Source organism: Pseudomonas chlororaphis (assembly GCA_001023535.1).
GTDB classification, from domain to species: domain Bacteria; phylum Pseudomonadota; class Gammaproteobacteria; order Pseudomonadales; family Pseudomonadaceae; genus Aquipseudomonas; species Aquipseudomonas chlororaphis_E.
This window is the reverse complement of record CP011020.1, coordinates 1,952,246-1,970,302: the sequence shown is the minus strand read 5'-3', so window position 1 is coordinate 1,970,302 and position 18,057 is coordinate 1,952,246. Positions and strand designations below refer to the sequence as shown.

Annotated in this window: 16 protein-coding genes; 4 read left to right on the top strand and 12 right to left on the bottom strand. The window is 62.8% G+C overall.

Features of this window, described 5'->3' with window-relative positions:
- Positions 1-245 precede the first annotated feature (245 nt).
- The 9 genes from VM99_08470 to VM99_08430 all read right to left on the bottom strand — a co-directional run bounded on the left by VM99_08470 (position 246) and on the right by VM99_08430 (position 9,784).
- A complete protein-coding gene (locus VM99_08470; protein AKJ98092.1) occupies positions 246-977 on the bottom strand; it encodes a transcriptional regulator in 732 nt (243 codons plus the stop codon).
- 197 nt (positions 978-1,174) lie between these two features.
- The gene (locus VM99_08465; protein ID AKJ98091.1) at positions 1,175-1,702 is read right to left on the bottom strand and encodes an inorganic pyrophosphatase; all 528 of its coding nucleotides are present in this window, start codon (positions 1,700-1,702) and stop codon (positions 1,175-1,177) included.
- A 111-nt stretch (positions 1,703-1,813) separates the two neighbouring features.
- Positions 1,814-2,626 (bottom strand): zinc-dependent peptidase, encoded by an 813-nt coding sequence (locus VM99_08460; GenBank protein ID AKJ98090.1) that lies wholly within the window; start codon positions 2,624-2,626, stop codon positions 1,814-1,816.
- A 6-nt stretch (positions 2,627-2,632) separates the two neighbouring features.
- Positions 2,633-3,280, bottom strand: coding sequence for a hypothetical protein (locus tag VM99_08455; protein AKJ98089.1), 648 nt, complete (start codon positions 3,278-3,280; stop codon positions 2,633-2,635).
- Positions 3,281-3,633: 353 nt separating this feature from the next.
- A complete protein-coding gene (locus VM99_08450) occupies positions 3,634-4,095 on the bottom strand; it encodes a GNAT family acetyltransferase (protein AKJ98088.1) in 462 nt (153 codons plus the stop codon).
- Between the two features lie 107 nt (positions 4,096-4,202).
- Positions 4,203-5,027, bottom strand: coding sequence for an ethanolamine ammonia-lyase (locus tag VM99_08445; GenBank protein ID AKK01717.1), 825 nt, complete (start codon positions 5,025-5,027; stop codon positions 4,203-4,205).
- Positions 5,028-5,038: 11 nt separating this feature from the next.
- Positions 5,039-6,433, bottom strand: coding sequence for an ethanolamine ammonia-lyase (locus tag VM99_08440; GenBank protein AKJ98087.1), 1,395 nt, complete (start codon positions 6,431-6,433; stop codon positions 5,039-5,041).
- 199 nt (positions 6,434-6,632) lie between these two features.
- On the bottom strand, positions 6,633-8,003 hold the full coding sequence (locus tag VM99_08435) for an ethanolamin permease (protein AKJ98086.1): 1,371 nt from the start codon (positions 8,001-8,003) through the stop codon (positions 6,633-6,635).
- A 260-nt stretch (positions 8,004-8,263) separates the two neighbouring features.
- Entirely contained in the window at positions 8,264-9,784 is a 1,521-nt protein-coding gene (locus tag VM99_08430) for an aldehyde dehydrogenase (protein ID AKJ98085.1), read from the bottom strand.
- 495 nt (positions 9,785-10,279) lie between these two features.
- On the opposite strand from VM99_08430, the gene VM99_08425 reads away from it, so the two are divergent.
- The 4 genes from VM99_08425 (at position 10,280) to VM99_08410 (ending at position 14,668) form a co-directional block, all read left to right on the top strand.
- Positions 10,280-12,187, top strand: coding sequence for a Fis family transcriptional regulator (locus tag VM99_08425; protein ID AKJ98084.1), 1,908 nt, complete (start codon positions 10,280-10,282; stop codon positions 12,185-12,187).
- Positions 12,188-12,412: 225 nt separating this feature from the next.
- Positions 12,413-13,762, top strand: a complete 1,350-nt coding sequence (locus VM99_08420; GenBank protein AKJ98083.1) for a UDP-N-acetylmuramate:L-alanyl-gamma-D-glutamyl-meso-diaminopimelate ligase — start codon at positions 12,413-12,415, stop codon at positions 13,760-13,762.
- Positions 13,759-14,391: an aromatic acid decarboxylase gene (locus VM99_08415; GenBank protein ID AKJ98082.1), complete on the top strand. Its 633-nt coding sequence runs from the start codon at positions 13,759-13,761 to the stop codon at positions 14,389-14,391. Before VM99_08420 ends, VM99_08415 begins: the two co-directional genes overlap by 4 nt.
- Positions 14,384-14,668, top strand: a complete 285-nt coding sequence (locus VM99_08410; protein ID AKJ98081.1) for a lipoprotein — start codon at positions 14,384-14,386, stop codon at positions 14,666-14,668. Before VM99_08415 ends, VM99_08410 begins: the two co-directional genes overlap by 8 nt.
- Before the next feature lie 190 nt (positions 14,669-14,858).
- Here the strand turns inward: VM99_08410 and VM99_08405 are convergent, their stop codons facing one another.
- The 3 genes from VM99_08405 to VM99_08395 form a co-directional block, all read right to left on the bottom strand.
- Entirely contained in the window at positions 14,859-15,500 is a 642-nt protein-coding gene (locus VM99_08405) for a nucleoside-diphosphate sugar epimerase (protein AKJ98080.1), read from the bottom strand.
- A gap of 27 nt (positions 15,501-15,527) precedes the next feature.
- A complete protein-coding gene (locus VM99_08400) occupies positions 15,528-17,246 on the bottom strand; it encodes a peptidase C13 (protein ID AKJ98079.1) in 1,719 nt (572 codons plus the stop codon).
- Between the two features lie 103 nt (positions 17,247-17,349).
- Positions 17,350-17,805: a dehydratase gene (locus VM99_08395; protein AKJ98078.1), complete on the bottom strand. Its 456-nt coding sequence runs from the start codon at positions 17,803-17,805 to the stop codon at positions 17,350-17,352.
- Positions 17,806-18,057: the final 252 nt, after the last annotated feature.

Below are 18,057 nucleotides of genomic sequence, written 5' to 3'. Positions count from 1 at the left end.
GTACATCCGGCTCTTGCGGCCGGCTGTGGGACTTGGTCAGAAAGTGATCTGCCTTGTCGGTGCGAGGCGTGGGCTCGCAAAGGTGGGGCGGAGGATACGCGGGTTTTGGTTGGAAGCCTAGGGGTAAGTGGTGTGGAATCATTGGGTTAGGGTGATTCAGAGGGAAAGCAGGGGCTGCTTTGCAGCCCAGCGGGAGCAAGCTCCCTCGCCACAAAAGCGCCTGTCACAGCCTTATGTCCACGGGCTCATTCGTACACCTGCGGTCGCTGCTTATTGAGGGTCGACCACCAGAATACCCAGCCCAGTACCCTGATGTTTTGCGCTTCGATCTGTTCGGCGCTGAAGACTTCGTCGGGGTAGGCGGCGCTGTTGTGGCTGCGTAGGCGCAGGCGGTTGCCGGGGACTCGGTGCAGGTATTTGATGCGCAGCATGCCGTCGTGCTCGAGGGCGTAGATCTGGCCGTCGACGACCTGGGTGAGGCCGCGGTCAATGGCGAGGGTGGAGCCGTCTTCGATGCGTTCGGCCATGCTGTCGCCGACCATGGTCGTGCAGATGGCGTCGCCGGGGTTTATTTCCAGGGATTCGAGGTGGCTGCGGGGCAGGCGGATGGTTTGGTCGGGGACTTCGATGATGTGGGTCTTGCTGCTGCCCGGGCTGACCGGGGCTTCGGTGTAGAAGGGCAGGTCGATGTCCTGGGTTTCCAGCACGCTGTAGACGCCTTGGATTTCGGCGGCTTCATAGGTGGTGCCGGGGCCCAGGCCCAGTGGGGTTTGCGGGCCTTCTCCGGTGGCGAGCCATTGCGGGCTGACGGTCAGCAGGCCCGCGATGGCGTGGATGCGACCGGGCGGAATGCCACGATTGAACCAGTTGTTCACGTGCTGGGATTTCACACCGTACAACTTCGCGAAGTCGGCGGAACGGATGTTGGCTTCTTTGAGAAGGGCTCTGAAGCGGTCGCCACTGGAGATAATTTTCATAAACGGAAAGTTTAGAGGCGACCGTGTTTTGAGCAATAAACATGTCGTGCAGATTTATAAGACAATCTTTCCGTTTGCAGGATTTGAAATAGATGGGCTAAACGCAGTTAAACGTTGTTAATACGTAGTTGTATTTTATTTAAATTCAAGCATAAAAAAACCCCGGTGCAAACCGGGGTTCTTCCACACATTCAGTATCAGCCCTTGTAGGCGGCAACCGACTTGGTGATGGCTTCGCGGGCGGCGTCTGCGCCGGCCCAGCCTTCGATCTTGACCCACTTGCCTTTTTCGAGATCTTTGTAGTTCGCGAAGAAGTGTTCGATCTGCTGGATCAGCAGCGGTGGCAGATCGGTGTATTCCTTCACGTCGACGTACAGTTGCGACAGTTTGTCGTGTGGCACTGCGATGACTTTGGCATCGCCGCCGCCGTCGTCGGTCATGTTCAGGATGCCGACTGGACGGGCGCGGATGACCGAGCCTGGAGCAACCGGGTAGGGGGTCACGACCAGCACGTCGAGGGGGTCACCGTCGTCGGCCAGGGTGTTGGGGATATAACCGTAGTTGGCCGGGTAGAACATGGGGGTGGCCATGAAACGGTCAACGAACAGGCAATCGCTGTCTTTGTCGATTTCGTATTTGATCGGGGCGTGGTTGGCCGGGATTTCGATCGCGACGTAGATGTCGTTCGGCAGGTCTTTGCCAGCCGGAATCTTGCTGTAGCTCATTGGGCGGTGCCCCCGTTAGTTGACCAAATGACTGGTCGGATTGACCAAAAAGTGGCGGCGATTATAGGCATATTCAGCCGCTGTTGCCACGTTACCGGGGTCGTAGAGACCTTAGTATGACGCCTGATAGACCGGATCTTCGGCCTGAAGTTGCCGCAACCGGGCCAACGGGTCCTGGCGGTAGAACGCCTTGAGCTGTTCGTAGACACGTGGATAGGCCTGGTGCAGCAGGTCCGGGGCGCTGAAGAAGTATTCGCTGGTGACGGCGAAGAACTCCGCCGGGTTTTCGGCGGCATAGGGGTCGATGACGGTTTCGGCGTCGGGGTTGTGGTCCAGTTGGCGGTCGAGGTCATCGTAGGCCTGTTGCATGGCCTCGGCCCAGTCGCTGACCCGCATGTCGGCGTGCAGGGGCGGCAGGCCGTTGGCGTCGCCGTTGAGCATGTCGAGTTTGTGCGCCAGCTCGTGGATCACCAGGTTGTAGCCCTCCCAGCCGCCGCTGGCGAGCACGCCGTCCCAGGCGAGGATGATCGGCCCTTGTGGCCAGGCTTCGCCGCTGTGTTCGCCGTCCCATTCATGTTCGATGCCGCTGGCGTCGCGGTAGCGCTGGGGGCTGAGGAAATCGTCGGGGTAGAGCACGATTTCGTGGAAACCCTGGTACCAGTTCAGCTCGCCCAGGTGCATCAACGGCAACTGGGCCTGGGCGGCGAGCAGCAGGCGCTGTTCCTGGTGCAGTTCGACGCCGGGCAGGGCGGTCAGGTGTTTGTCATGCAGGAACAACACGCAGGCTTCACGCAGCCACTGGTCCTCGGCGGCGCTGATACCGTCGAGGAAACTCAACTGATGGCGCACGCGTTGCCAGGTGTCTTCGGCCACGGGATGCTTGGCCAGGGTGCGTTGGCGGCGCCAGTTGCTGAGGGACCACATGGGCGATCAGGCTTTCGAAGCGCGCTGGCCCATTTTGCTGCGGACCAGGCTGATGACCATCGGCAACAGCGACACCAGGATGATGCCCACCACCAGCAACGACAGGTTCTGCTTGATGAAGGGCACGTTGCCGAAGAAGAAACCGAGGGTGACCAGGCCGCCGACCCACAGGACGGTGCCCAGGACGCTGAAGCCGAAGAAACGTGCATACGGCATTTTCCCCACGCCGGCGACGAAGGGGGCGAAGGTGCGGATGATCGGCAGGAAGCGCGCCAGGGTCACGGTTTTGCCGCCGTGCTTGTCGTAGAAGTCATGGGTTTGTTGCAGGTAGTCGCGGCGGAAGATTTTCGAGTTCGGGTTGCTGAACAGTTTTTCGCCCGCGGTGCGTCCGATGAGGTAGTTGGTGCTGTCGCCGAGGATCGCCGCCAGCATCAGCAGGCCACCCAGCAGGAGCGGGTCCATGGCCCCCCCGGCGGCCACCGCGCCGGCGATGAACAGCAGCGAATCCCCCGGCAGGAAGGGCATCACCACCAGGCCGGTTTCACAGAAGATCACCAGGAACAGGATGGCGTAGACCCAAGTGCCGTAGTTGGTCACCAGCATGTCGAGGTACACGTCGAGATGCAGAATGAGGTCGAGGGGATTGAAATCCATGCAATACACCTGTGGTGACGGCCTGAGGGGCAGGCGTTTGGGTCTGGCTTTGAGTACGGCTACAGAGTATGTAGCTTTTGCTTACAAGCCGGGAAGACCGGGATTATACGGGCTGGAGGTCGGGGAGCGTGGTGAGTTTGTAGCTAGGGATTTCGGTGGTGTGCAATTGAGTGAAGGCTCTTGTGGCGAGGGAGCTTGCTCCCGCTGGGGCACGAAGCGGCCCTGAAGCAGGCGACTCGGTCAGTCTGATACACAGCATGCACAGGTTTTGGGGCTGCTTCGCAGTCCAGCGGGGATAAATCCCCTCGCCACAGAAGGTTTGGTGTTGTGGCAGGGGGACTCAGCTACAGGGGTCAGATGTCGTCGCTGATCGGCAACACGTAGTTCTTGAACTCGGTGTCTTCCTTGAAACCGATGGATTCGTAGGTCTTCTGCGCCACTTCGTTGTTGCTGCTGGTGGAGACGCGCATGCGCACGGCATGGGTTTCCTTGGCCATTTTTTTCGCCGTGCGGATCAGGTGGTCGGCCACCAGTTGGCGGCGGGCGTCTTCGGCGACGTAGATGTCGTTGAGGATCCACACGCGCTTGAGGGACAGCGACGAGTAGCTCGGGTAGAGCTGGCAGAAGCCCAGCAGCTTGCTGTCATCGTCATCGGGCAGGGCCAGGTAGATCACCGACTCCTTGCGACGCAGGCGCTTTTCGAGAAAGGCCCGGGACGAGTCCGGGTATGGCAGCGAGCCATAGAATTCCCGGTATTTGACGAACAATGGGGTCAGCAGGTCCAGGTGTTCCAGGGTCGCTTGAATAATCCGCATGGCAGGTCTCGTTTACAAAGGTCGACATGGAGTCTGACAACAACGGCGTTCTGCCGTGCTTTTGATGCTGCCTGAAATTGGATCAAAAACGCAATTGGCAGTACGGATCAGCTTCGGGGCGGCATCAGTAGGAAATTACCTTTCATATCGGCACCATTTTCCGATTCAAGCGTTTGGAGCTGGGCTTCGTCCTTCAGATTGACCCCTGAAAGCTGCCTGCGACAGGCCTCGCGCATCAGGTAGATCAGGCGATGGGCCGCCATGCCGTAGCTCAGGCCTTCGAGCCTGACGTTGGAAATGCAGTTGCGGTACGCGTCGGTCAGCCCCACCTTGGGGGCGTAGGTGAAATACAGCCCCAGGCTGTCCGGCGAGCTGAGGCCGGGGCGTTCGCCGATGAGAATCACCGACATTTTGGCGCCGAGCCGTTCGGCCACTTCATCGGCCACTGCGACCCGGCCCTGTTCCACCAGGACGATCGGCGACACCGACCAGCCGTCGTCGGCGAGCTGTTCCTCCAGGCGCGCCAGGAAGGGCAGGGTATGGCGATGCACCGCCAGCGCCGACAGGCCGTCGGCCACGACAATGGCCAGGTCCACGCCACCGGGATGGGCGGCCGCGTAGTCGTCCAGTGTCTGCGCCGAGGCCTCGTCCAGGCGGCGGCCCAGGTCCGGCCGTTGCAGGTAGCTGTTGCGGTCGCTGGCGGCGCTGTGGAGCAACAGGCTCTCGCGGCCGCGCTCGGCCAGTTGTGCGCGAAGGCCCTGGTGATCGAAGGCCAGGTGCACCGCGTCCCGTGCCTGGGCATGGGCGTACTGGAAGTCCAATTGTGCCTGGGTCGGCAGGCTGGTACCGGTGCGGCCCAGGGCGATGCGCGCCGGGGTCAGGCGGCGCAGTTCCAGCCAGGGGTTTTGCGAATCGACTGGTTTTTTGTCCATCGGCAGGTCACTCATCCCAGGTGAGCCAGGGCGTGACGAAACGCCGGTGGCAGGTTGTCGCCAAACCGCACCCGGCCGTCGGCCTGGGTGAAGATGCCCATGTTCGCCAACCATTGCTCGAACTCCGGCGCCGGCTTCAGGCCCAGGGTCTGGCGGGCGTAGAGGGCGTCGTGGAACGAGGTGGTCTGGTAGTTGAGCATGATGTCGTCGGAGCCGGGGATGCCCATGATGAAGTTGATCCCGGCCACGCCCAGCAGGGTCAGCAGGGTGTCCATGTCATCCTGGTCGGCTTCGGCGTGGTTGGTGTAGCAGATGTCGCAGCCCATCGGCACGCCCAGCAACTTGCCGCAGAAGTGGTCTTCGAGGCCGGCGCGGATGATCTGCTTGCCGTTGTACAGGTACTCGGGACCGATGAAGCCTACAACGGTATTGACCAGGAACGGGTTGAAATGCCGTGCCACGGCGTAGGCCCGTGTTTCGCAGGTCTGTTGATCCACGCCGTGGTGGGCGTTGGCCGACAGCGCGCTGCCCTGGCCGGTTTCGAAATACATCAGGTTGTTGCCGAGGGTGCCGCGGTTCAGGCTGAGGCCAGCGTCGTAGCCTTCTTTCAGCACGTTCAGGTTGATGCCGAAACTGGCGTTGGCCGCTTCGGTGCCGGCGATGGACTGGAACACCAGGTCCAGGGGCACGCCCCGGTTGGCCGCCTCGATGGAGGTGGTGACGTGGGTCAGCACACAGCCTTGGGTTGGGATGTCGTAGCGCTGGATGATGGCGTCGAGCATTTCCAGCATGGCGCAGATCGAGGCCGTGCTGTCGGTGGCCGGGTTGATGCCGATCATGGCGTCGCCGTTGCCGTAGAGCAGGCCGTCGAGGATGCTTGCGGCGATGCCGGCCGGTTCGTCGGTGGGGTGGTTGGGTTGCAGGCGTGTGGACAGGCGCCCGCGCAGGCCGAGGGTGCCGCGGAATTTCGTCACCACGCGGATTTTCTGCGCCACCAGCACCAGGTCTTGCACGCGCATGATTTTCGACACGGCGGCGACCATTTCCGGCGTCAGGCCGGGGGCCAGGGCGCGCAGGCTGTGCTCGTCGGCGGCGTCGCTGAGCAGCCAGTCGCGAAAACCGCCGACCGTGAGGTGGCTGACGGTGGCGAAGGCGTGTTTGTCGTGGGTGTCGACGATCAGCCGGGTGACTTCGTCGCTCTCGTAAGGAATCAGCATTTCTTGCAGGAAATGGCTGAGGGGCAGGTCAGCCAGGGCCATTTGCGCGGCCACCCGCTCGCCATCGTTGAGCGCCGCGACGCCAGCGAGCAAATCCCCGGAACGCGCCGGGCTGGCCTTGGCCATCAGGTCCTTGAGGCTGTCGAAGCGATAGGTCTGGGCGCCGACGGAATGGGCGAATCCGGCCATGGGCGGTGTCCTCCTGGTTCTCTAAATAACTCAAATACAACCCGTAACCCTGTGGGAGCGAGCTTGCTCGCGATAGCAGGGTGTCAGCAAAATACTTGTCGACTGATACACAGCTATCGCGAGCAAGCTCGCTCCCACAGGGGCAGTGTCCACTTTCAGATAGCAGGCACCTGGCCCTCGGCCCGGCGCCGATGCAACCTCATATACCTGTGAGCATAGCGTCCGCCGGGGCGCTGGAGCGTTGTTTGGCGGTCAGTTGGAAGTACAGGTAGCCGACCACCATGAAAGCCAGGAACACCAGGCCGATCACGGTGTTGAACCAGGCCATCGCCACCAGGCAGACCACGGCCAGGAACAGCGCAATGCCCGGCACGATCGGGTAGCCCGGTGCGCGGAAGGTGCGTTCCAGGTCCGGTTCGACCTTACGCAGCCGGAACAGGCTAAGCATGCTGATGATGTACATCACGATGGCGCCGAACACCGACATGGTGATCATCGCGGCCGTCAGGCTCATGCCCTGCAGGTTCACCAGGCCGTCGCTGTAGATCGCCGCGATGCCGATCACGCCGCCGGCCAGGATTGCCCGGTGCGGGGTCTGGAAGCGCGACAGTTTCGCCAGGCCCCGCGGCAGGTAGCCGGCCCGGGCCAGGGCGAAGAACTGCCGCGAGTAACCCAGGATGATCCCGTGGAAACTCGCCACCAGGCCGAACAGGCCGATCCACACCAGCATGTGCATCCAGGTCGAATTGTTGCCGACCACGGCTTTCATTGCCTGGGGCAGCGGGTCGTTGATGTTCGACAGTTGCCGCCAGTCGCCCACGCCGCCGGCCATGATCATCACGCCGATCGCCAGGAAGACCAGGGTCAGGATGCCGCTGACATAGGCGCGAGGAATCGTGCGTTTCGGGTCCTTGGCTTCTTCGGCGGCCATGGCCGCGCCTTCGATGGCGAGGAAGAACCAGATCGCGAACGGAATCGCCGCAAAAATGCCCGGTATTGAGGCAAGGCTGAACTCATTTGCACCGGACCAGCCGTTGAGCACGAAATTGCTGAAGCTGAAGCCAGGCGCAACCACGCCCATGAACACCAGCAATTCGGCCACCGCCAGCACGGTGACCACCAGCTCGAACGCCGCGGCGATGCTGACGCCGAGGATGTTCAGGGTCATGAACACCGCGTACGCGCCGACCGCCGCGACCTTGGGGTCCAGTTCCGGAAACTGCACATTGAGGTAGGCGCCAATGGCCATGGCAATGGCCGGTGGCGCAAAGACGAATTCGATCAACGTGGCGATCCCGGCGATCAGTCCGCCTTTTTCGCCAAACGCCCGCCGGCTGTAGGCGAACGGCCCGCCCGCATGGGGGATGGCGGTGGTCAGTTCGGTGAAGCTGAAGATGAAGCAGGTGTACATCAGCGCGACCATCAGCGCGGTGACGAGGAACCCCAGGGTCCCGGCGGTGCCCCAGCCATAGCTCCAGCCGAAGTACTCGCCGGAAATCACCAGGCCGACGGCAATGCCCCATAAATGCAGGGTGCCGAGTGTGGGTTTGAGTTGGGTGGTAGAAGTCATAAGTCCTCTCTGTCTTTTTTATTGTTTGATCTGTTGGACTTTCGGGATTGCTGTGGAGCGGGCACGCAAGGCTCGTGCCAGAGCGTTGGGGCGGTAAATTGATGTTGTCAGTGAGGGCGCCATCGCGAGCAAGCTCGCTCCCACAGTGGAACTGTTGCCAACCCTGGAAAAAGAGTTATCCACAGATCCCTGTGGGAGCGAGCTTGCTCGCGATAGCTGTCGAAGGGGCAAAGCAGGAGAACCTGCCTTGCCCCAAGGGCTTAGAAGAACCCCAGCGGATTGATGTCGTAGCTCACCAGCAGGTTCTTGGTCTGCTGGTAGTGGTCGAGCATCATCTTGTGGGTTTCACGCCCGACGCCCGACTTCTTGTAGCCACCGAACGCGGCATGCGCCGGGTACAGGTGGTAGCAGTTGGTCCAGACGCGACCGGCCTTGATGGCCCGGCCCATGCGGTAGGCGCGGTTGATGTCGCGGGTCCACAGGCCGGCGCCGAGGCCGAACTCGGTGTCGTTGGCGATCGCCAGGGCTTCGGCTTCGTCCTTGAAGGTGGTGATACTTACCACCGGGCCGAAGATTTCTTCCTGGAACACGCGCATCTTGTTGGTGCCCTTGAGCAGGGTCGGCTGGATGTAGTAGCCGCTGGCGAGGTTGCCTTCGAGTTTTTCCACCTGGCCACCGGTCAGCAGTTGGGCGCCTTCGCCCTTGGCGATTTCCAGGTACGAGAGGATTTTGTCGAACTGCTGCTCGGACGCCTGGGCGCCGACCATGGTGTCGGTGTCCAGCGGGTCGCCACGCTTGATCTGTTCGATCTTCTTCATCACCACTTGCATGAATTCGTCGTAGATCGACTCCTGCACCAGGGCGCGGGACGGGCAGGTGCAGACTTCACCCTGGTTGAAGAACGCCAGCACCAGGCCTTCGGCGGCTTTTTCGATGAAGCTCGGCTCGGCCTGCATGATGTCTTCGAAGAAGATGTTCGGCGACTTGCCGCCCAGTTCCACGGTGGACGGAATGATGTTCTCGGCGGCGCATTTCATGATGTGCGAGCCCACCGGGGTGGAACCGGTGAAGGCGATCTTGGCGATGCGCTTGCTGGTGGCCAGGGCCTCGCCGGCCTCCTTGCCGAAGCCTTGCACCACGTTCAGCACGCCCGGCGGCAGCAGGTCGCCGATCAGTTCCATCAGCACGCAGATGCCCAGCGGGGTCTGCTCGGCGGGCTTGAGCACCACGCAGTTGCCGGCCGCCAGGGCCGGGGCGAGTTTCCAGGCGGCCATCAGCAGTGGGAAGTTCCACGGGATGATCTGCCCGACCACGCCCAGCGGCTCATGGATGTGGTAGGCCACGGTGTTGCCGTCGATCTCGGCGGCGGCGCCTTCCTGGGCCCGCAGGCAACCGGCGAAGTAACGGAAGTGGTCGGCGGCCAGGGGGATGTCGGCGTTGAGGGTTTCGCGCACAGCCTTGCCGTTGTCCCAGGATTCGGTGATCGCCAGGGTTTCGAGGTTCTGTTCGATGCGGTCGGCGATTTTCAGCAGGATCAGCGAACGGGCCTGGACCGAGGTGGCGCCCCAGGCATCCGCGGCGGCGTGGGCGGCGTCCAGGGCTTTTTCGATGTCTTCGGCCGTGGAGCGCGGGAATTCGGCAATGGGCTGGCCATTGACCGGGGAAGTATTGGTGAAGTACTGACCTTTGGCAGGCGCGACGAACTCGCCGCCGATGTAGTTACCGTATTTGCTCTTGAACGAAACGATAGCGCCTTCAGTACCGGGGTGAGCGTAACGCATGATGAGTTCTCCTTGGCTTTTGTGCTTATACGGGAGGCCGCGCAAAATTGAGCGCCGGTAATCAAGCGTAGAGCAAAGGGCGGGCCATTGCCTTGCAGGGCCCGGAAATCAAGACTTTAGGAGGAGTTGCTCGGATAAACGGATGGGTTGTGTGACGATAGCGGTACGCAGGGTGTGACACTTTGTGCCGTATCTGGCACAACCTGTGACCGATGGGTCGCGCCAGCATTGCAAAGGCGGTTGGGCTGGAGGATGCTGGGCTTCGATCGGAATCTCTGGCAAATGTATTTGGGTGATAAGACAGCTTTTGTGGCGAGGGAGCTTGCTCCCGCTGGGCTGCGCAGCAGACCCAAGCTTTTTTGTCGCATCAACACCGATTGCGCCTGCTGCGCAGTCGAGCGGGAGCAAGCTCCCTCGCCACGGGGTTCGGTGTTCACGGTTGGATATTCGCCAGTTGCTCCAGTGAGGCAGGTCCTTCGGGGAGAATAATAAGAAATGCACAGCAACCATCTGAGTCGCCATGCCCAGCAGGTCCTGACGGTCACCCAGGGCAAGGCCCATTTGCAGGGGCCTGGCAGCGATCCGTCGATTGCCCGTTCCTGGCTGCGCTGCCTTGAGGATTATCACCTCGACCCGGCCCAGAACCTTGCGCCGACGGTGCTTGAGCATGGCCGGGTGCTGGAAAGCCGCGAGCGCCTGCAACAGGTGCTGCACATCGCCGGCAACGAAATGACCAGCCTGCATCAGCAGCTCTCCGGCGCCGGCCATGCGGTGTTGCTGACCGACGCCCGCGGGGTGATCCTCAACTGCGTCACCGCCCCCAGCGAGCGCAAGATCTTCGAACGGGCCGGCCTCTGGCTCGGTGCCGACTGGAGCGAGGCTTGCGAGGGCACCAACGGCATCGGCACCTGCCTGGTGGAGCGCCAGGCCCTGACCATCCACCAGGAAGAACATTTTCGCGGTCGCCACACCGGCCTGACCTGCTCAGCCAGCCCCGTCTTCGACCCGCATGGCGAACTGCTGGCTGTGCTCGACGTGTCCTCGGCCCGGCCGGACGTGTCGCGCCAGAGCCAGTTCCACACCATGGCGCTGGTCAACCTCTCGGCCAAGATGATCGAGAGTTGCTATTTCCTGCGCTGCTTCGACAACCAATGGCTGCTGCGCTTTCATTTGCAGGCCGAGTCCGTGGGGCTGTTCAGCGAAGGGTTGCTGGCCTTCGACGGTGAAGGGCGGATTTGCGCCGTGAACCAGAGTGCGCTGAATTTGCTCGGGCACATTCGTGGCGGCTTGCTGGGCCAGCCGGTGGAAGCCTTTTTCGATTGTTCGCTGGATGAGTTGCTTGGACGGGCCAGCGCCCACGCCAGTGCCAGCTGGCCGTTGCGCACCCGTGACGGTCGGCACCTGTTTGCCGTGTTGCGAGGCCAGCCGCGTAGCGTGCCGGTTCCGCTGGCCCCGGCGCTCAAGCCCAGCGAGCCGGCGCGCCTGCCAGGGATCTGCCTGGGGGATGCGTCGTTGCAGGCGCATTTTCGCAAGGCGCTGCGGGTCTTCGAACGGGACGTTCCCTTGCTGATCAACGGTGAAACCGGGTCCGGCAAGGAAGCCTTCGCCAAGGCCGTGCACCACGCCAGCCAGCGTGCCGGGAAACACTTCGTCGCGCTCAACTGCGCGGCCATCCCGGAAAGCCTGATCGAGAGCGAGCTGTTCGGCTATCGCGGCGGCAGCTTTACCGGCGCCCGCAAGGAAGGCATGCGCGGCAAGCTGCAACAGGCGGACGGCGGCACTTTGTTCCTGGACGAGATCGGCGACATGCCCCTGGCCTTGCAGACCCGGTTGCTACGGGTGCTGGAGGATCGGCAGGTGGTGCCGATCGGTGGTGAGCCGGAGGCGGTGAACGTGCGCATCATCAGCGCCACTCACCGGCAGTTGTTCGAACGGGTGCAGGATGGCAGTTTCCGCGAAGACCTGTATTACCGGCTCAACGGCTTGGAAATCCCCCTGCCGGCGCTGCGTGAGCGCGGTGACAAAGCGCAGTTGCTGGATTTTCTGCTGGCCGAAGAGCGCGGCGCCGAGACGGTCACCCTCGACGAGCCGGCGCGCCAGGCGCTGCTGGCGTTCGACTGGCCGGGCAATGTGCGCCAGTTGCGCAACGTGCTGCGCACCCTCGTCGCGCTGTGCGAGGACGGGCGGATTGGCGTGGAGGACTTGCCGGCGATGATCCGTCAGGCGCGGCCGCCAGTCGAGCCGGCACCTGCCACTGAACACCCGCTGGAAGATGCCGAACGGTTGGCGTTGCTCAATGCGCTGGAGCAGACGCGCTGGCACATGACCAACACGGCGGAGCAGTTGGGCATCAGCCGTAACACCCTTTACCGCAAGCTGCGCAAACACGCCATCGCCCGCTGACCCCCGATCCCACGGCCACTGAAAATCCTTTTGTGGGAGCGGGCTTGCTCGCGAAAGCAGCGTGTCAGCCGATGCATCTATTGAATGACCCACCGCATTCGCGAGCAAGCCCGCTCCCACAGGGTTCAGTGGTGTTCATCGGCCTGAGCATCAGGCAATTCCAAAGACAAGGTGCGATTTCCCCCTCCCTAGGCTAACCTGCGGCCATGTTTTACGAGGTCGACTATGCACATCCATATTCTCGGTATTTGCGGCACTTTCATGGGTTCGATGGCGGTCCTGGCCAAGGAGCTGGGCCATCACGTGACCGGTTCCGACGCCAACGTCTACCCGCCGATGAGCACCCAACTGCAAGCCCAGGGCATTGAATTGACCCAAGGCTACGACCCGGCACAACTGGAGCCGGCGCCGGACCTGGTGGTGATCGGCAACGCCATGTCCCGGGGCAATCCCGCGGTGGAGTACGTGCTCAATAAAGGCCTGCCGTACGTGTCCGGGCCGCAGTGGCTGGCCGATCACGTGTTGCAGGGCCGCTGGGTACTGGCCGTGGCCGGCACCCATGGCAAGACCACCACCAGCAGCATGCTCGCCTGGGTGCTGGAGCACGCGGGCATGAGCCCGGGCTTCCTGATCGGCGGCGTGCCGCAGAATTTCTCGGTGTCGGCGCGCCTGGGCGGTACGCCGTTCTTCGTGATCGAGGCCGACGAGTACGACAGCGCGTTCTTCGATAAACGCTCGAAGTTCGTCCACTACCGTCCACGCACTGCGATCCTCAATAACCTTGAGTTCGATCATGCGGACATCTTCCCCGATCTTCCAGCCATCGAACGGCAGTTCCATCACCTGGTACGGACCATTCCAAGCGAAGGCCTGGTCATTCACCCGACCACCGAGCCGGCCTTGCAGCGGGTGATCGAAATGGGCTGCTGGACCCCGGTGCAAACCACCGGTGCGGGTGGGCAGTGGCAAGTGAAGTTGCTCAAGGACGACGGTTCGCAGTTCGAGGTGATGTTCGAAGGCCAGTCCCAAGGCGTCGTGGAGTGGGACCTGACTGGCCAGCACAACGTTGCCAACGCCCTGGCGACCCTGGCCGCGGCCCGGCATGTCGGCGTGGTGCCGGCCATGGGCGTGGCCGCGCTGAGCGCATTCAAGAGCGTCAAGCGGCGCATGGAGAAGGTCGCCGAGGTGCGTGGCATTACGATCTATGACGACTTCGCCCACCACCCGACCGCCATTGCCACGACCCTCGACGGCTTGCGCAAGCGCATTGGCGACGCGCCTTTGATTGCGATCATCGAACCGCGCTCCAACTCCATGAAACTGGGCGCGCACCGCGATGGCCTGCCGGAAAGCGTGGTCGATGCCGACCAGGTGATCTGGTATGCGCCGGCCAACCTCGGCTGGGACTTGGGCGCCACCGCCGCACTGTGCAGCGTGCCTTCGATTGTCAGCGATTCGTTGGAAGGCATCATCGAACGTGTGAAAAGCCAGGCCCAACCCGGTACCCACGTGGTGATCATGAGCAATGGTGGCTTCGGCGGCCTGCACGGCAAGCTGGCCGAGGCGCTGCGATGAACAACGGTCCGGAGCGCATCACCCTGGCGATGACCGGTGCTTCCGGTGCCCAGTACGGCTTGCGCCTGCTCGATTGCCTGGTGCGGGAAGACCGCGAGGTGCACTTTCTCATCTCGAAGGCGGCGCAACTGGTGATGGCCACCGAGACCGACGTGACCTTGCCGCCCAAGCCCCAGATGATGCAGGCCTTCCTCACCGAATACACCGGTGCGGCGGACGGACAGATTCGCGTGTACGGCAAGGAAGACTGGATGTCGCCGGTGGCGTCCGGTTCCGGTGCGCCGGCCGCCATGGTGGTGGTGCCGTGTTCCACCGGGACGTTGTCGGCGATTGCCACCGGGGCGTGCAACAACCTGATCGAACGGGCCGCGGACGTGACCCTCAAGGAGCGCCGCCAACTGATCCTGGTGCCGCGGGAAGCGCCGTATTCGAGCATTCACCTGGAGCACATGCTCAAGTTGTCGAACATGGGCGTGACCATCCTGCCGGCCTCGCCAGGCTTCTATCACCAGCCCCAGACCATCGACGACCTGATCGATTTCGTGGTGGCGCGGATCCTCAACCTGCTGAACATCCCTCAGGACATGCTGCCGCGCTGGGGCGAGCATCATTTGAGCAGCGATGAATAAGATCCTGATGGTACTGCTGGCGCTGCAACTGACCGGTTGCGCCACCGCTCGCACGCTGGACGCGGCCAAGCCCGGGGCGCCGGTGGTGTATGCGGGCACACGGCTGGACCTCTACGCCCTCAATGGCGGCTGCTGCGCCAAGGACCGTTTCGGCGCCGAGGCCCCGAGCTATCCCGGCGTCGATCTGCCGGCCAGTGCGTTGCTCGATACCGTGTTGTTGCCGTTGTCGCTGTTCACGGCGATGGGGGTGGGGTTCCGGGCGACTGGCGGGATGTGAGGCCGCTGGACCCTGGGGCGATGGGGTTTATCTGGGGTGATGGGCTCTGTGTGGCGAGGGGATTTATCCCCGCCGGGGCGCGAAGCGGCCCCAAACCTGAGCATGCAGTGTGTCAGTCAGGTTGAGGGGGCCGCTTCGCAGCCCAGCGGGGATAAATCCCCTCGCCACAAAAAGCATCGGCGATTCAGGTTCACTTACCCAACTTACGCAACTCATCCGACTCTACCACCCGCACTCCGTCCTGTTCCTCCAGCGCCAGGCGCCACATGGCGCGGGCCAGTTGGCAGGCTTCGATGCCGTGGTATTTGCCTGGGATCAGCTTCGACAACGGCCCGGCCAGTTGCTCGGCCAGGCGAGGTTCGACGCGGTCGCCCAGCAGCAGGGAAGGCCGGCAGAGTGTGAGTTGCGGCCAGTCCTGGGCCCTGAGGGCCGCTTCCATTTCGCCCTTGACCCGGTTGTAGAAAATCGATGACTTGGGGTCGGCCCCCAGCGCGCTGATCGCAACCAGGTGCCGGGCGCCCAGCTCCCGGGCGCGCTTGGCGAAGGCCACGACCAGCTCCAGGTCCACCGCGCGAAAGGCCTGTTCCGAACCGGCTTTCTTGATGGTGGTGCCAAGGCAGCAAAAGGCGATGTCGACCCGGCCGCTGAGACGGGGCAGCACCTCGGCCGGCTCCCCAACCGGGTTTTCCAGGTGCGGATGCCCGGCCAGTGGTCGGCGGGAAGGTGCCAGGACCCGGCTGATGGTCGGCTCGTTGAGCAGCCGGTCCAGCAGGTGTTCCCCGGTCAACCCGGTGGCACCGGCGAGCAAAACATGCTGAGGCGTCAAGTACATAGTGTTTCCCCCTTGATACGGTTCAGCTTAGTTGCTCTTTGTGGCCTCGTCGTTCAATGCAGCACTTTGCAATGCTTTTCGCGCCTGTTGCTTGCGCAGCAGTTGCCAGTGGGAGAGGACCGTCCTGGGTGCCCAGATCTGCGGCTCGGAAGCTTCGAAATTGTCCGCCTGCTCGCGCTCGGCAACGGTGGCCTTGGCTTTCTTGAAGGCCTGCTCCAGGTCGTCGGTCTGGTTCAGCGCCTGGGCAAACAGTGCATCGCCGAAATAGGTGAAGTTGGCCTCCTCGGAGCAGCCGAAGGACACCCGGTCGGCCCGCGAGGCGGTCATGATCAGGGTACGTTCATCCTTGAGCGCCGGGATGAAACCGCCGGAGTAGCAGGCTGAGATCACCACGATCTTGTCGCGGTTCTTCAGCGGCGCCAGGACCGCGGCCAGCTCGTCGGCGGGTAGGTCGGCCAGCTCCATGCGGGGCTGGTCGAGCACCAGCTCATGCTCGCTGGTGCCGTGGCTGGTCAGGTAGATGAAAATCAGGTCTTCCGGGCCGCTGCGTTCGGCCAGGGTGGCGGCGGCGCGGCGCAGGCTTTCGCGGCTGGCCATGGGCCGGTCGCCGAGGTGATCGCGGTGGTTCACCAGGCGGATCTGCCCAAAGGCGCCGAAACGGCTGGCGAGCATGTTGGCGACGTAGTCGGATTCGCGCAGGAACACGCTTTGCTTGCCATCGCCACCCAGGGTCAGGCTGTACAGCTCCACCGCCGGGGTGGAGGCGGGGATATTGGCGAGGGCGTCGTCCAGCAGGCGGCCCTGGGCCAGCAGGCCAAGTTCCAGCACGTCCGGCAGTAGCCGGCCATCGGCGTCGCGTACCCGTTGGCCCTTGGCCCAAGTGCCGCTTTGCACGGTGCCGTCAGTCAATGCCAGGGTGCCGCGCCCGTGGTAGCTGTCGTTCTCGAACTGGCCGACGTAGAAGTTGCCGTCGGGCAGGTTCAGGCGCCCCTGGCCGGTGAATCGCCACTCGTTGAATTGCCCGAGGTAATGGCTGCCATCGGCCCCGATCAATTCACCCTTGCCGGTCAGCGCGCCGTCCTTGAACTGGCCGATCCAGACGTCGCCGTCAGCGTTTTCGTAACGGCCGCGACCGTTGAGTTGGTTGTTCCTGAAACCGCCGACATAGACGTCGCCGTCGGCGCTGTTGAAGGTCCCCTTGCCTTGCAGTTGGCCGTCGACGAAGTGCCCGGTGAACTGGTTGCCGCTGGCATCGAAGCGCTGGCCTTCGCCGTTGGGCTTGCCATTGACGAAGGGGCCCTGGTACTGGCTGCCGTCGTCGAGCTCCAGGCGCCCGAGGCCTGAGTACCGGTCGGCCTTGAACTCGCCGCGGTAGGTCATGCCGTTTTCCTTGAGCGTGCCTTCGCCGTCGCGCCGACCCTGCTTGAAGCCACCGGTGTAGCTGCTGGTGGGCGTGGTCAGGCTGCCCTGGCCGTGGAACAGGCCGTGCTGGAACTGGCCGCGGTAGACCTCGCCGTTGCTGCCATGCCATTCCCCGGTGCCGTGCCACTGGCCCTTGTCGAACTGCCCGGCGTACCAGCTGCCGTTGGGGTAGTCGATACGCCCCTGGCCTTGCAGCAGGCCGTCCACCAGGTCGCCGCGATAGCGTCCGCCGTCGGGCAGGCGCGCGTCGGGAGGCAGCAGCGATTCGCCGTCGCCGCAGGCGGTGAGCAATAGGGTCAGGGTCAGCGGAACGAGTAAGCGCATAACGGGATCCAGGTCATCAGGCCACGAGTATGCCGCAGCTGCACCCTCTGGATACAGAGAAGCGATGCGAAACAGCCCTGGGCGGTTTCGCAACCGCGAAGGTCTACACGAAGCAGAGCGACAGTGGCTCGGCGATGTAGGCGGGTTTTTCCGAACCTTCGATTTCCAGCGTGGCGGTGGCCTTGAGCAGCCATTGACCGGGCTTCTTCTCGGTGACGTCCACCAGTTCGACCTTGAGCCGGACCTTGGAATCGACTTTCACCGGCTGGATGAAACGCACGCTGTCGAGCCCATAGTTAACGACCATCTTCACGCCCTCGGGCAGGATCAGGATGTCTTCCATCAGCTTGGGCATCAGCGACAACGACAGGAAACCGTGGGCGATGGTGCTGCCAAACGGGGTTTGCGCGGCCTTGACCGGGTCGACATGGATGAACTGAAAGTCGCCAGTGGCTTCGGCGAACAGGTTGATGCGGTCCTGGTCGATGGTAAGCCAATCGGAACGTCCAAGTTCCTTGCCGACATAATCTTTGAGCGCTGCAACGGGGACGTAGGGCATTGAGACTCTCCTTGGGTTCATCGGTATTGTCTTTTTCTGGAGCGGGGACTTGCGCCCCCGGAGAACCACTGTAGATCAACATGGCACGCACGTAAGGTCACCGACCATGCTTTTTACGAATGCCGACCCATAGCGCGGGCATGCTTATAATGCGGGCGCATTCTTTGCGATTCCGTTCACTTGACGTGCGCGTTCGATTCCGTGGCGAGGGGGGCTTGCTCCCGCTTGAGTGCGCAGCGCTCATAAAATGGG